Consider the following 13,651-nt stretch of genomic DNA (forward strand, 5'->3'; position numbering starts at 1 on the left):
ATCGCGCGGCCGTTACCCAGTATCGCCCGTACCGGTCGGCGAGAGTGTGCCCAGGCCGTCATCCGGACTCTCGGCGCCGTTGACGTGGTCGAGACGGCGCAGGATCACACCTTCGCGCAGCGCCCACGGACAGATGTCCAGTTCGCGCAGCGACATGGCGTTCATAGTCGCCTCGGCCACGAGTCCGCCGCTGACCAACTGGTGGGCTCTGGCTCCGCTCACCCCGTCGAGCGAAGCGAGGTCCCGCGCCGAGATCCTGGTGATGAACGCCAGGAGCTGCCGCAGCGCCGTGTCGGTGAGGGTGCGACGCACCCTGGGCCCCGCGGCGGGCGGCGCGGCACCGGCCAATCGGGCGAGCGATCGGAAGGTCTTGGACGTCGCGGCCACCTTGTCGGGCGCGCCGAACGCGGCGAACCGCTCAACGGTGTCCGAGAGCTGTTCGGACAGCCGGTTCCGAAGATGCTTCACTTCCTCGCGCTCCGGCGGGTCCCCGAGCGGGGCGGTACGCGCCACGTACCCCGCTCCGAGCGGAAGCGAAACCGCGATGTCGGGCTGCTCATCGATGCCCAGCGCCATCTCCAGCGAGCCGCCTCCGATGTCGAGCAGCAGCAGGTTGCCCGCGGACCAGCCGTACCAGCGTCGTGCGGCGAGGAAGGTCAACCGGGCCTCCTGCTCCCCGGAGAGCACTTCGAGCGAGACCCCGGTCCGCTCACGCACCGTTTCGAGCACGGTGGTGGCGTTGTCCGCCCGCCGGATGGCGGAGGTGGCGAAGGCCATGAGCTCGGCACAACCGAGTCCGCGGGCCGAGTCCCTGGCGGCCTGGACGGTGTTGACCAGCTCCTCGATGTCGGAATCGGTCAACGCTCCGCCCGCCCCGATCCGCTCGGACAGGCGCAGCACCGACTTCTCAGAGGTCATCGGGGTGGGATGCGCACCTCGGTGCGCATCCACCACCAGTAAGTGAACCGTATTGGAACCCACGTCGAGCACCCCTAGGCGCATGGCGGCCAACCTACCGTGCGCGAGGGGATCACGGGTGCGTGGTGTGTCGAACTCACCCGGATTTCCCGACACGAACCGACAGCTCCCAGCTCGGGCTCCCCGCTCGTGGCGCCGTCGATTTCTCGCGAAATCGACGCACTGCTGGGGCGAGAGAACCCGGTGTACGTGGGGCACGGTTCTTCGTCCGGTGGACGGCGATTTCTCGCGAAATCGCCGCGTCGGAACAACGCAGGGCGAACTCCCACCGCCCTCACAATCGGCACCGCCGCGGGTTCTCCGGTGTGGCTCTCGCGAGGACGCCGGAGACGTTGTGTAGGTCGCTACCCGATGTCGCCGGACCCGCAGCGAGAGCCGTGCCGGAGGTTCCGCCAAGTAACCAGCTACGAAAACCGTTCCGCCGAACGTTCCTAGGTTTCGAACTTGTAGCCGAGTCCGCGCACGGTCAGTAAGTGCTTGGGGTCGGTGGGATCGGGCTCGAGCTTGGCGCGCAGCCGCTTGATGTGCACGTCGAGAGTCTTGGTGTCGCCGACGTAATCGGCTCCCCACACCCGGTCGATCAGCTGGGCACGGGTCAGCACCCGCCCGATGTTGCGCAGCAGGTACTCCAGCAGGTCGAACTCCTTGAGCGGCAGCCCGACTTCCTCGCCGGAAACGGTGACCACGTGGCGTTCCACATCCATCCGGACCGGTCCCGCCTCCAGCACCTGCCCAGGCTGGGCCGGCTCCTCCGCCTCACCGCCGCGCCGCAGCACCGCACGCACCCGGGCGATGAGCTCACGCGCCGAGTACGGCTTGGTCACGTAGTCGTCGGCGCCCAGCTCCAGCCCGACCACCTTGTCGATCTCGGCGTCCCTGGCCGTGACCATGATGACCGGGACAGCGGAACGCTGCCGGATCTCCTTGCACACGTCCGTGCCGCTCATGCCGGGAAGCATCAGGTCGAGCAACACGATGTCGGCACCGTTGCGCTCGAAATCCTCCAGAGCCTGCTGGCCCGTGGTGGCCACGGATGCGGTGAATCCCTCCTTGCGCAGCATGAAAGCCATCGGGTCTGCGAAGGACTCCTCGTCCTCCACGATCAGCACCCTGGTCACCGGACTCCTCCCGTTTCGACGGTTCGCGTCCCTTGCAACCCGCGCTGCGCGCGGTCATCGGTATCGCCCTCGGGACGGTCGTCCCCGGCTGACGCGTCTTCGGTGGTGCGGGCGGCCCCGTCCTCCGGGGATCCGGGTACCCGCAGTGTGAAGGTGGAACCGGTACCCGGTTTGCTCCACACCTTGACCTCGCCGCCGTGGTTGGCGGCGACGTGTTTGACTATGGCCAGTCCCAGGCCGGTACCCCCGGTCGCCCTGGATCGCGCCCTGTCGACCCGGTAGAAGCGTTCGAACACTCGCTCCTGGTCAGCGGGGTCGATACCGATGCCGCGATCGGTGACCGCGATCTCCACCCAGCCGTCCCGGAGCCGCCTGCTCACCGAAACGGGGCTCGCGTCGGGCGAGTAGGAGATCGCGTTGTTGATCAGGTTGCTCAGGGCGGTGACCAGCAGCGTGCGGTCCCCTTCCAGCCGCAGCCCGCTGGAGTCGTCCAGCGTGATCTCGATACCGGCCGCTTCCGCGGACACGCGGCAGCGGCCGAGGGCCTCCTCGACCACGTCGTCGACGTCGACGGTGGAGAGTTCGGGCAACGGCTCGGCCCCCTGCAACCTGGACAGGGCGATCAGTTCGGACACCAGGGTCCCGAGCCTGGTCGACTCGTGCAGGATCTTGTTGGAGAACCGCCTGACCTCTTCGGCGTCGTCGGCGGCGTCCAGCACGGCCTCGGCCAGCAGTGCCAGCGCGCCGACGGGGGTCTTGAGTTCGTGACTGACATTGGCGACGAAGTCACGGCGGGTCTCCTCCAGGCGGACCGCCTCGGACTCGTCGGCGGCGTCCACGACGGTGAAGCCGTCCCCCAGCGGACGAACGTCCCCGAGAACCGCGGCGGGAGAGCGCCCGTGCGGCTCGTCCCGGTTGAGCGGGGACAGGTCCACCGGCACCGGTCTGCCGGTCTTCAGTGCCTGTTCGGAAGCCTTGCGGGCACGCGCGTCGGGGCGGTTGTCCCGGACGAAACCGAGCTCGTCCGCACGTGGGTTGTGCACCACGACGTCACCGAAGCTGTTGAGCACGACGATGCCGTTGTCACTGGTGTGCACCAAGCGCTGGAGTAGTTCCGCGACTGTTGGCCCCGTCGGCCGGTTGCGCCGGGGACGCCCGTTGGCCGCGGCGAGTCGGTACCCCGCCACCAAGCCCAGCGCCAGCACGCCGATCAACAGGGCGCTATAGCCCAATGCGGTCACAACCGCATCGTAAGCAAGCGGGGGCAGGGGTGGGCCATAGTATGCGGCCATTCAGTGACGCCCGTGACACTCGAAAGTGAAGTTTTTCATCCTCATGTCACTTTCGAGTGGCCCGCTGTTCAACGCGAGGACAGCGCGTGTCTCGGTCAGTCACACGCGGCTATGCCCGCTTCCGCTCCCCTTCGAAAGCATGACATCGAAAGCGCGAAGAACCGGCTCGCTGCCACGGTCGGCGAACCGGGCGGCGATCCCGCTCACTCGGCGTATCACCGCCCGGACCGACCGTGGCGGGCCACCCCGGATGACGGACGTCGGAACGACCGCCCCGTGCGAGCCACGACACCGGGCTCGGGCCCCCTGGAGTTCAGCGGTCCCGGAGGGCTCAGCGCCCCTGGCTCGCCACCGAGGCCGCCGCCTGCTCGGCCGCCGTCGGATCCAGATAGGTCCCGCCCGGGTTCTCCGGGTTCAGGTTCTCGTCCAGGTCGTAACGCAGCGGGATGCCGGTGGGGATGTTGAGCGCGGCGATGTCCTGGTCGGAGACCCCGTCCAGGTGCTTGACCATGGCGCGCAGCGAATTGCCGTGCGCGGCGACCAGCACGGTCCGCCCGGCACGCAGGTCGGGGACGATCGAGGACTCCCAGTAGGGCAGCAGCCGCGCCACCACGTCCTTGAGGCACTCGGTGCGCGGCATCTCGTCCCCGAGGTCGGCGTAGCGCGGGTCCCCCTCCTGGCTGTAGGGGTCCGCCGGGTCGATCTCGGGAGGAGGCGTGTCGTACGAACGGCGCCAGAGCATGAACTGCTCCTCGCCGTAGGTCTCCATGGTCTGTTTCTTGTTCTTGCCCTGCAGAGCTCCGTAGTGACGCTCGTTGAGCCGCCAGTGCCTGCGCACCGGGATCCAGTGGCGTTCGGCGACGTCGAGCGCGATGTTGGCGGTGCTGATGGCTCGGCGCAGCAACGAGGTGTGCAGCACGTCCGGCAGCAGGCCGGATTCGCCGAGCAGCTCACCCCCACGTCGTGCCTCGGTTTCACCGTCCTCCGACAGCGGAACGTCCACCCAGCCGGTGAACAGGTTCCGCGCGTTCCAAGTGCTCTCACCGTGGCGCAGCAGTACAAGAGTCCCGACAGCAGTCATGTCGCCAGGCTATCCGTCGCGCGCGGCCGCGATGACCCGTGCTCGTCGGATCCACCACTCGGAAGCGACCCCGCTAGGGGGCCGAGGCGGGCACATCGAACGGCACCACCGGTCGACAGCACGTCCGGAAAAGCCCCACGGGGCAGTTCGCGAGACGAACGGAAAATTTCGATCCACTTTCGGGGACTTCCCCGAAAACGCACTGTCCGACCTCCTGACGAGGAACGAAAGGGCCACCGAAACCGGACAGTTATTTTTCTGCCACCTTTTTGTTCCCTCGAAAGTGTTACTCATCACATCTTAGTGTGAACTAGCGACAAAGGGGCTTCACAGCGTTACTTTTCAATTCAAACTTCACTCGAATAGAGCAGGTTAATGGCCTTGTGGTCATCAGCCCGACTCTGCGAAGTTTGGCAACGCTCTGGCGTGATCGGCTCCCACGCACTCCCCGATCCCGCCGGAGTAGGAGTACGGCCCGCTTTCCCCCGTCGGGTCGTGCCTGCCGGGCCAGGGTCTCCCCGCCTACTGCGCCCGGCACAGCGAAACCCCCGCGTGGGGACGGCTCGAGCTCGTGACTCCCCCTCTCTCCCGAGCCGTCCCCGCGCCGGGTTCGGATCCGGTTCGAGGGGCAACCGCCGGAACGGCTCGATCACCCCGTTCCGGGAAACGAACTTCCTATCCCTCGGACATCGGGGGAAGCGCTCCCTCCCGCTCCACCAGCGAGCTGAAGGCACGCAGGTTCGCCAAGGACTCGCCACGGGATTCGCGCCAGCCCCACTCCCGCCTGATCGCGGTCGCGAAACCGATCTCCAGCAGGGCGTTGAAGTCGCCGTCGGCCGCGTCGAGAACCTGACCGAGTATCCGATCCAGTTCCTCGCTCGTGACCGCGTGCGGCGCGGTCCTGCCGACCAGGTAGAGATCACCGGCGCTGTCCACCGTGTAGTGCACCCCGTAGAGCCGCGCGTTGCGCCGCAGCACGTAGCGGTAGAACTCCTCGTGGGCCTCGTCCGGCTGTCTGCAGACGAATGCCTCGACGAGCAGGGCGTGCTCGGTGACGATCAGCCAGCAGTTCGTGCGCAGCTTCTTGTTGCCCGGCAGGGCGACGAAGAACCGACCGGTCTCGGGGTGTTCGTACTCGAGTTCGCCACTGTCGAGCGTGGCTTTGATAACCCGATCCAGCGAGTCCCGTGTCGTAGCGCTCATCGTCCTCCTCGTCGAGTCCTGACCAACCGGTCACCGGGGCACCGTGCGCTGTCGTTCCGAACGGTACTCCGGCGGTTCCGGTCACGCCGACAACCCGGTCAACGGCACGGGCGCTTCACGGAAGTCCCGCCGGGCACGCGCGTAGGTGTCCAGCAACGACTCGGTGGTCCGCTGCCAGGAGAAACCCGCCGCGTTGGTGGGGGCCGCCTCGCCCAACCGGGCCAGCAGCTCGGGGGTACGGAGCAACGAGGCCAACACGTCGGCCCAGTCCACCGGATCGTGACCTGCCACCAACCTCCCCGAGACACCGTCCGCCACCGCGTAGGGCAACCCTCCCACCGCCGCGGCGATCACCGGTGTGCCGCAAGCCTGCGCTTCGAGAGCCACCAGCCCGAACGACTCGTTGTAGCTGGGCACCGCCACCAGATCCGCCGCACGGTAGACGGCGGTCAGCTCCCCGCCCCGCTGCGGGGGCAGGAAACGCACCACGTCGGTGATCTCCAGTGACTCGGCCAGCCGGTGCATGGCCTCGGGCCGTTCCATCCCGTTTCCCGACGGGCCTCCCACCAGCAGCACGCACAACCGGGGGCGGAGCTCCGGGTGACGGGCCAGTAGTTCGGCGACCGAGCGCAACAGCACGTCCGGGCCCTTCAACGGCTGGACCCTGCCGACGAAGGCGAGCACGCGGGCGTCGGGCTCGATCCCCAACGATTCCCGTGCCGCACCGACGTCCCCCGGAGTGAAGCGTTCCAGGTCCACTCCCGGCGGCACCACCGTCACTTCCTCGGGAGCGGCGTCGTAGCGGGAAACCAGTTCCCGCGCCTCCGCGTCGGTGTTGGCCACCAGCCGGTCGGCGTCCGCGACGACCTGTTCCTCGCCGACCACCCGCACCCTGGGCTCGGGCTTGTCTTCCTCGGCCAGCGAGGCGTTCTTCACCTTGGCCAGGGTGTGCGCGGTGTGAACCAGCGGGACGCCCCAGCGTTCCCGCGCCAACCAGCCGACCTGTCCGGACAACCAGTAGTGCGAGTGCACGATGTCGTAGTGGCCCGGTTCGTGTCGCGCCTCCACGCGCAGCGCGCCCGCTCCGAACGCGCAGAGCTGCGCGGGCAGATCGTTCTTGTCCAGTCCCTCGAACGGCCCCGCCACGATGTTGCGCACGGTGACGCCGGGAGCCAGTTCCGCGACCGGTGGAACATCCGAGGATGTGGCACGCGTGAATATCTCCACCTCGGTGCCCAATCGGGCCATTCTGGTCGCCGTCTGGGCGATATAGACGTTCATACCACCGGCATCACCCGTCCCGGGCTGCTCCAGCGGTGACGTATGCAACGAGAACACGGCGACACGCCGAGGGCGAGTCTGAAGTCTGCTGGAAGTCATCTAACGCTCATCGCAAGCTCGTCGTGCACACCCGAGACCTTCGGGCCCGTGCGGTCACGACGCACAACCCGCCGGAAACATTCCGGCACCCGGGCGGGAGCTCGCCGCCCCACTCCGGACCGATCGGGCACCGCGAGCCGAACAGCAGGAAGCTGACCGGCGAAAATCGCTGATTTTCGGCTCGGCGGCACGGTAGGGCCGAACAACGCTACTGTGCTTCAGGACACATCGGAGACCGGGGGCACCGGTCGGACCGCCCCGGTCGAGCAGCTCCGGCCCGACCGCGTGGCGGATGTGGCACCCGCCACGCGAGCGGAGTCGGCTCACAGCGCGGACATGTCCTGCCACTGGTCCCAGCTCAGCATCCAGTCGTAGACCGCGTACTTCGCGGGCATGTCGGTCCCGGAGCCGCTGACCTCCACCGGATCCCCGATCATCGCGCTGTCGAAGTAGTCCTTCGCGTCGGCGTTGGTGAGGTTCACGCAACCGTGGGAAGTGTTGCGGCTGCCGATGTTGGCACGGTTCTGCTCGTTCTCGTGGATGAACTCACCGTGGTTGGAGATGCGCACGGCCCACTTCTTCTTCACATCGGTGTAGCCGTACTTCGGGTTGTCCATGATCTCGACCGGGTTCTTGGCCATGACCATGTAGGTGCCGTCGTGGGTGTGCCGGTCCGGGACCGAGTCGAGGCCGTAGCTGGCCGGGTAGCTGGCGATCCGCTCACCGTCGCGGACCACCCGCAGCCGGTGCCCCCGCACGTCGGCCTTGACGATCTGCGACCTGCCGATCTCGAACTCGGTCGTCAGGTCGGCCTTGCCGTACTTGCCGCCGCCGTAGTCGAGACCGTAGAGCGGGGCGTCGACCTTGACCGTGGTGTGGGCGGGCCAGTACTCCTTGGGGCGCCAGTCGACCTGCTTGTCGTTCAACCAGGCCCACGACCCCTCGACGTCCTCGGACGGATCGACGCTCAGCGCACGCTGCACCTCGGCCTTGTTCTCCACCGGAGCGTCGAACTTGATGCTGATCGGCATCGCGATACCGACGGTCTTGTCGTCGATCGGATTGATCGTGGCGCGCACCACACTTCCCGGGTCGACCGTGCGGAAACCGCCGCCGACCCGAGAGCTCTGGTCACCGGAACCGACCGCTTCGCCGGACCACTCGTAGGTCTTGCCGTAGCCCAACGGCTCGGTGGCCTTCCAGTCCGAGTCGTTGTTCACCAGCTTGCCCTCGACTTCTTCACCCGAAGAGTTGACCAGTGAAACGTCACGCAACTTCCCGTGCTCAGCCGAGACCTTGATCGAGTCCTTGGGGTTGACCCCGGTCGCGCCGTCGGTGGGCCGCAGTGACACTTGCGGTTCCGGCGCGGAGCTCTGCGCGTCGCCTCCGGAGTCCGTGACATTCGCCGCACCGCCGCCACAGCCCGAGAGCAGCAACAACGCCGCCGTCACGGCACCGAGCGCGCCCTTCGACGAATACCCACGCGAACCGTCTCCCCTAGTGGACACTCCTACCTCGATCCATCGCGAATGGACATGTGTTCCGTTTCTCGTTACCTGGGACGCCTGGTTGCCTCCCCAGGATGCCCGCGCGGCACAGTGTGCTGCATCACACTGTCCCCGTATCGGGCGAAACACATCCCGCGTACGGGAGAATCGTAACGTGAGCACAGAGTCGACAGCGGGAACGAGTAACCGATCCGTCATCGCCAGTGATCGAGAGGTGGCAGTGATCACCGGCGCGAGTTCCGGGATCGGAGCGGCCACCGCGCGCAGCCTGGCGAACGAGGGGTTCCACGTGATCCTGGGCGCACGACGAGTGGAGCGGCTCCGCGAACTGGCCGCGGAGACAGGCGGCACCGCCCTGCCGCTCGACGTCACCGACGAGGACTCGGTGAACTCCTTCGTCGAACAGGTATCCACCTGCCGGATCCTCGTCAACAACGCGGGCGGCGCGAAGGGATCGGCCCCGGTCGCGGAGGCCGACGAGAACGACTGGCGCTGGATGTGGGAAACGAACGTGCTGGGAACGCTCCGACTCACCAAGGAGCTGCTGCCCAAGCTCGTCGCCTCGGAGAACGGTCACGTGATCACGGTGACCTCGGTGGCGGCCCTGGAAGTTTACGACAACGGTTCGGGCTACACCTCGGCCAAGCACGCCGAGGCCGCGCTGCACCGCACCCTGCGCGGTGAGCACCTCGGCGAGCCCGTCCGGTTCACGGAGGTGGCCCCGGGACTCGTGGAAACCGAGTTCTCCGAGGTGCGGTATCACGGCGACACCGAACGGGCGAAAGCCGTGTACCGCGGCCTGACACCGCTCGTCGCCGACGACGTGGCCGACGTGATCACATTCGCGGCGACGCGACCGGCACACGTCAACCTCGACCAGATCGTGGTGAAGCCGAGAGACCAGGCATCCGCCACGCGTGCCCACCGCACCTGAACCGGGAGGAAGTCGGCTGCCCGGTTTGCCGAGGTGATCACTTGGCGGAACCTCGCGCACGGCTCTCGCTGCGGGGAGGCCCGACATCGGGTAGCGACCTACACAACGTCGGGCCTTCCTCGCGAGAGCCGCACGCGAGAACCCGCGGCGGTGCCGACTGCGAGGGTGGTGGGAGCTCTGGCTGCGAGGGTGGTGGGAGTTTGGCCTGCTAAGCAGCCGGAGCGCGGTCCGCGGGAGTGGTGATTCGGCGCTGCGCGTTGGTGATTTCCGGCCCCGGTGGCCCAAGAACCGCCTGGGCGCAATCGACGTCCGAACTTCAGCGGGCGGGCCGGTCGTGGGCGCGCAGTCTGCGGAACGTGACCGCCAGCTTCACGTCCAGTTCGGCGAGCACATCGGCTATCGGGCAGGCGAATCCGGTACGGCCGTCCGCACTGCCTGCGGTGTGCAGGCCGACCACGCCGCCCTCGCCGTTCACCACCACGGCCCCCGCGTCACCGGCACCGGTGAACGGTTTCTCGCGGGCGGTGACCACTCTGAGCTGCTCACGGCTGGTCCGAACGCCCAGCGCGTCGCCGTGGTCGATCCGTAGCGTGGCGTCGGTGGAAGCCACCGAACCCCGCGTGATTCCGGTGCCGAACCCGCTCTTGCGCACCGTGTCCCCGACCGCCGCGACCCCCTGACCGGTGACCGAGCCCACCCCCGGGATCATGCGACAGCAGTCGAACGCTTCGTCGATCATGACCGCCGCCGCGTCCACCCTCCCGGACAACGCCGCGCGCGAGAGCTCGGCGTAGCAGCGGCCGGTCTGCGGAGCCAGCATCGCGTCGCCCACCGACCAGGCATCGTCCATGCAGGCCACGTCGAAAGTGGTCAGTCCCATGGTGAGCACGGCCGAGCCCCGTCCGGCCACGAGGGTTCCCAGTGTTCCGATCCGCCGGTACTCGCCCTCGCCCCGGTACTGCTCCCGACCCCGGTACCGGCCTTCGGCGGCGGAACTGGCCGGACCGAGTACGACCGGGCGGCATGGCGCTATCCCCACCCCGCCGAACACCGTGGCGGCCGGCGTTGGGACCACCGCCGGAACGAGTTCGTCGAGCGAACAGTGGGCGTGCTGCGGAAACACCCGTTCCTCCACCACATCGGTGGGGATGCCGAGGATCATGGGCGGCACGCACTCGCCGACCTCGAGCCGCTCCATCGGTTTCTTGCGTGCGACGGAAACGATGATCACCTGCTGTCCGGTGGGACGGCCGGACGTCCGCTTCTCGCCGATGTCGACTATCCCCACGCCTGGAAGATCCAGCAGCTGATCCTCCACGGCACGCTTGATCGGACGAATAACCGCCCGGTCGTGTGCTTCCCTGACGCTAATCATGGCAGCCTCCGCCCACCATTTAACACGCAGGGTGATAATTAGTCACTTAAAGTCAACACAGTGGAGTGTGTCGGGTCCGCATCAGAGCAGACAGTCCACCAATACGGGTTCCGGAGCCAGCAACACGCCGAAGGCGTCCCACACTCCGTCCCGTACTTCACTCGCGAGGCTGAGCAGATCCACGGTGGTGGCCGAACCACGGTTGGTCAACGCCAGAGTGTGCTTGGTGGACAGTCCCACCCGCCCGCCGGGACCGGCGTAGCCCTTGGCGAAACCCGCGCGTTCGATCAGCCAGGCGGCCGACAGCTTGGCCGCGCCGTCCGCGGCGGGATAACGCGGAATGCGCTGCTGCCCCACCCGTTCCTCGATGCGTTCCAACACGCCGGGCAGGTGCTCGGCTCCCACGATCGGGTTGGTGAAGAACGAGCCCGCGCTCCAGGTGTCGTGATCACCGCGATCGAGCACCATCCCCTTGCCGCCGCGAAGCCGAAGCACCGCCTGCCTGGCACGTTCCACCGGGACACGCTCGTCCGGGTCCACTCCCAGCTCACCGGCCAGCTCGCCGTAGCGGACGGGTTCGGAAAGACCGTCCTCCCGCAGCCGCAACCGCACTCGCAGCACCACCGCTCGATCCGTGCGCTTGAGCACGCTGCTGCGGTAACTCAGCCCCAGCTCCTCGGCGGGCACCGTGCGCACCTCACCGGTGGGACGATCGAGCAGATCCACCGATATCAGCGGTCCGGAGATCTCCACCCCGTAGGCCCCCACGTTCTGCACCGGGGTGGCACCGGTCAGGCCGGGAATCCCGGAGAGGCACTCCAGACCGCCCAGGCCGCGACGGACCGTATCGGCGACCACGTCGTCCCAGTCCTCGCCCGCTTCGGCGGTGAGCCGCACCAGACCGTCCCCCAACCGGTCGTAGGTGACTCCGCTCGTGGCGATGCGCACCGCTTTGCCGTCGAACCCCTCGTCGGAGACGACCAGATTGGAACCACCGCCGAGCACGAGCAGCCGCGTTCCGGCACGATCGGCGGTACGCACCAGCTCGACCAGCTGTTCGGAGTCGGTGGCGGTGACGAGTTCGGCCGCGGGGCCACCCAACCGCAGGGTGGTGTGTCGGGCCAGCGAACGGCTGGGGGCGGCGGAAGCCGTGGCCTCCACGGCACCGCCTTCGGACATCGAGCTGGAGGTCACGGTCGTCACGGTAACCTGCGCCGCATGACACGCCGCATCGAGCACCACAGCATGTCGCGTTGGCCCGCGGCACGGATCCACGCGGCGCTGGTCGACGAGGCGTGTCTGCGCGAACGACTGGACGAGCTGGGCGGTGCGGCCGCGCTGTTGGTGTCCCACACGGTCACCGAGCACGACGTCCGGTTCCAGTTCCGGCAACAGCTTCCCGAGCAGGACCTGCCCGGTGTGATCCGCGGTGTGCTCGGCGGGAGTCCGGTCGTGGACCGCACCGAGACCTGGCGGCGGCGGGAAGACGGTCATTTCGTGGGCGAGGTGGCCGCCACCCTGCGAGGAGTTCCGAGCACCGTCACCGGCTCACTGTGGCTGCGTGACCTCACACCCGGTGAAGCGGTGGACACCACCGGCGCGACGGCCGAGGAGCGACCGTGGGCCAGTGAGTTCGTGTTCCGCGGCGAGGTGAGCGTACGGTTGCCGTTCCTGACCGACAGGGCGGAAGAACTGCTGGCCGATCAGGTGCGGCGCGTGATCGCGCGGGAGCGGAAGTTCCTGGCCGACCGGCTGAGCCGCGAGGACGGGTAGGTGGGTTGCCGTACCCACTCGATGTCGCCCCCGGAGGGGAGCCCACGAGAGGTTCCGCCGATCGAGAACGGGAGACGACCGAACCGCCGATCTCCTTCTAAACTCCGTGCCATGAACGACGACCCGAATCACGCACTGTTACGCGAACACGCGACGGCGCTCCGCGAGGCGGCGTCCGGTGCGGGGGCCGACGCGGCCGTACCCACCTGCCCGGAATGGGACATCCTGCAACTGGTCCGACACCTGGGCAAGGTCTACGACATGGTGGGCCGGGCACTGAAGCTGAGTCCCGATGACTCCCAGCCCAGGCCCGAGTCGGCTCCCCGCGAGTTCGACGCCGCGCTGAACTGGATGGACGAGCGGTTGACGGACCTGAGCGCACAGCTGGCCACGGACTCACCGGACCGCGCGGTTTGGTCGTTCTTCCCCGGCGGCACCCCACGGAACTGGGCGAGACGAATGGTGCACGAAACCGCCATTCACCGGCTGGACACCGAGTACGCGCTCTCGGACGGTGGATCGGACGGCGGCGGGCTGCTGTTCGACGCCGAATTCGCCGCGGACGGGATCGACGAGTTCCTCAACGTGCTGTTCGGGATCGGGCAGGACTGGTCGACCGATCGGTCCGCCGGACAGCTGCTGCTCCACGCGGTGGATGTGGAGCGGGCGTGGTTGGTGACGTTCGAGGCCGGGCGGTTCCCCACGATCGAATGCCGACGTGACACCACGTTCGGTGGCATCGAACCGGAGGCGACGGTCGCGGGCGACGCGGACACGCTCTACCGCCGGGTGTGGGGACGCCCCAACACAGCGACGACCAACGGGGATCTCGGACTGGCGGAGCTGGTCAACGGCAGGTGACCACTGCGGGGTGCCGACAACTCACCCCCTGCCCCGGCCCGCGAAATTGACGACGCCGTCACCGCCCGTCGAAACGCGACCGTGAGCGAGGCAGCGCAGGGAACCCCGGTGCGTGAGTCGGATGCATTGCGAGGCCGGGCCGCTCGCC

12 protein-coding genes are annotated in these 13,651 nt (G+C 67.8%); 3 read left to right on the forward strand and 9 right to left on the reverse strand.

The window, feature by feature from the left end:
* Positions 1–12 precede the first annotated feature (12 nt).
* The 7 genes from J2S53_RS13840 to J2S53_RS13870 form a co-directional block, all read right to left on the reverse strand.
* Positions 13–1,002 carry a Ppx/GppA phosphatase family protein gene (locus J2S53_RS13840; protein WP_456241310.1) on the reverse strand — a complete coding sequence of 330 codons (990 nt, stop codon included), beginning with the start codon at positions 1,000–1,002 and terminating at the stop codon, positions 13–15.
* A gap of 407 nt (positions 1,003–1,409) precedes the next feature.
* Positions 1,410–2,096: a response regulator transcription factor gene (locus J2S53_RS13845; RefSeq protein WP_092926115.1), complete on the reverse strand. Its 687-nt coding sequence runs from the start codon at positions 2,094–2,096 to the stop codon at positions 1,410–1,412.
* Positions 2,093–3,337 carry a sensor histidine kinase gene (locus tag J2S53_RS13850; RefSeq protein ID WP_456241311.1) on the reverse strand — a complete coding sequence of 415 codons (1,245 nt, stop codon included), beginning with the start codon at positions 3,335–3,337 and terminating at the stop codon, positions 2,093–2,095. The genes J2S53_RS13845 and J2S53_RS13850 overlap by 4 nt, the downstream gene beginning before the upstream one ends.
* A 382-nt stretch (positions 3,338–3,719) precedes the next feature.
* Positions 3,720–4,469 (reverse strand): phosphoglyceromutase, encoded by a 750-nt coding sequence (locus tag J2S53_RS13855; RefSeq protein WP_092926117.1) that lies wholly within the window; start codon positions 4,467–4,469, stop codon positions 3,720–3,722.
* Positions 4,470–5,144: 675 nt separating this feature from the next.
* On the reverse strand, positions 5,145–5,672 hold the full coding sequence (locus J2S53_RS13860; protein ID WP_092976850.1) for a type III secretion system chaperone family protein: 528 nt from the start codon (positions 5,670–5,672) through the stop codon (positions 5,145–5,147).
* A gap of 81 nt (positions 5,673–5,753) precedes the next feature.
* On the reverse strand, positions 5,754–7,052 hold the full coding sequence (gene mshA / locus J2S53_RS13865; protein WP_456241312.1) for a D-inositol-3-phosphate glycosyltransferase: 1,299 nt from the start codon (positions 7,050–7,052) through the stop codon (positions 5,754–5,756).
* 323 nt (positions 7,053–7,375) lie between these two features.
* Complete coding sequence (locus J2S53_RS13870) at positions 7,376–8,560, reverse strand: L,D-transpeptidase (protein ID WP_456241313.1); 1,185 nt, start codon at positions 8,558–8,560, stop codon at positions 7,376–7,378.
* Positions 8,561–8,714: 154 nt separating this feature from the next.
* Between J2S53_RS13870 and J2S53_RS13875 the strand changes: the two genes are divergently transcribed.
* Positions 8,715–9,494: an SDR family NAD(P)-dependent oxidoreductase gene (locus J2S53_RS13875; protein WP_456241314.1), complete on the forward strand. Its 780-nt coding sequence runs from the start codon at positions 8,715–8,717 to the stop codon at positions 9,492–9,494.
* A 316-nt stretch (positions 9,495–9,810) separates the two neighbouring features.
* Here J2S53_RS13875 and J2S53_RS13880 read toward each other — a convergent pair whose 3' ends face one another.
* Both J2S53_RS13880 and J2S53_RS13885 read right to left on the reverse strand, forming a co-directional pair.
* Entirely contained in the window at positions 9,811–10,869 is a 1,059-nt protein-coding gene (locus J2S53_RS13880; RefSeq protein ID WP_456241315.1) for a hypothetical protein, read from the reverse strand.
* Between the two features lie 81 nt (positions 10,870–10,950).
* Positions 10,951–12,048 carry a UDP-N-acetylmuramate dehydrogenase gene (locus J2S53_RS13885; protein WP_456242790.1) on the reverse strand — a complete coding sequence of 366 codons (1,098 nt, stop codon included), beginning with the start codon at positions 12,046–12,048 and terminating at the stop codon, positions 10,951–10,953.
* Between the two features lie 39 nt (positions 12,049–12,087).
* Between J2S53_RS13885 and J2S53_RS13890 the strand changes: the two genes are divergently transcribed.
* Both J2S53_RS13890 and J2S53_RS13895 read left to right on the forward strand, forming a co-directional pair.
* Positions 12,088–12,642 (forward strand): DUF2505 domain-containing protein, encoded by a 555-nt coding sequence (locus J2S53_RS13890; RefSeq protein ID WP_456241316.1) that lies wholly within the window; start codon positions 12,088–12,090, stop codon positions 12,640–12,642.
* A gap of 111 nt (positions 12,643–12,753) precedes the next feature.
* On the forward strand, positions 12,754–13,503 hold the full coding sequence (locus J2S53_RS13895) for a maleylpyruvate isomerase family mycothiol-dependent enzyme (protein ID WP_456241317.1): 750 nt from the start codon (positions 12,754–12,756) through the stop codon (positions 13,501–13,503).
* Positions 13,504–13,651: the final 148 nt, after the last annotated feature.

Source organism: Actinopolyspora lacussalsi (assembly GCA_030803735.1).
Lineage (GTDB): Bacteria > Actinomycetota > Actinomycetes > Mycobacteriales > Pseudonocardiaceae > Actinopolyspora > Actinopolyspora lacussalsi.

Bases quoted from the DNA above. Each gene is read 5' to 3' on its own strand.
- J2S53_RS13890 (WP_456241316.1), top strand. From the start codon at position 12,088: ATGACACGCCGCATCGAGCACCACAGCATGTCGCGTTGGCCCGCGGCA.
- J2S53_RS13855 (WP_092926117.1), bottom strand. From the start codon at position 4,469: ATGACTGCTGTCGGGACTCTTGTACTGCTGCGCCACGGTGAGAGCACT.
- J2S53_RS13860 (WP_092976850.1), bottom strand. From the start codon at position 5,672: ATGAGCGCTACGACACGGGACTCGCTGGATCGGGTTATCAAAGCCACG.
- J2S53_RS13880 (WP_456241315.1), bottom strand. From the start codon at position 10,869: ATGATTAGCGTCAGGGAAGCACACGACCGGGCGGTTATTCGTCCGATC.
- J2S53_RS13895 (WP_456241317.1), top strand. From the start codon at position 12,754: ATGAACGACGACCCGAATCACGCACTGTTACGCGAACACGCGACGGCG.
- mshA (WP_456241312.1), bottom strand. From the start codon at position 7,052: ATGACTTCCAGCAGACTTCAGACTCGCCCTCGGCGTGTCGCCGTGTTC.
- J2S53_RS13885 (WP_456242790.1), bottom strand. From the start codon at position 12,048: ATGTCCGAAGGCGGTGCCGTGGAGGCCACGGCTTCCGCCGCCCCCAGC.
- J2S53_RS13840 (WP_456241310.1), bottom strand. From the start codon at position 1,002: ATGCGCCTAGGGGTGCTCGACGTGGGTTCCAATACGGTTCACTTACTG.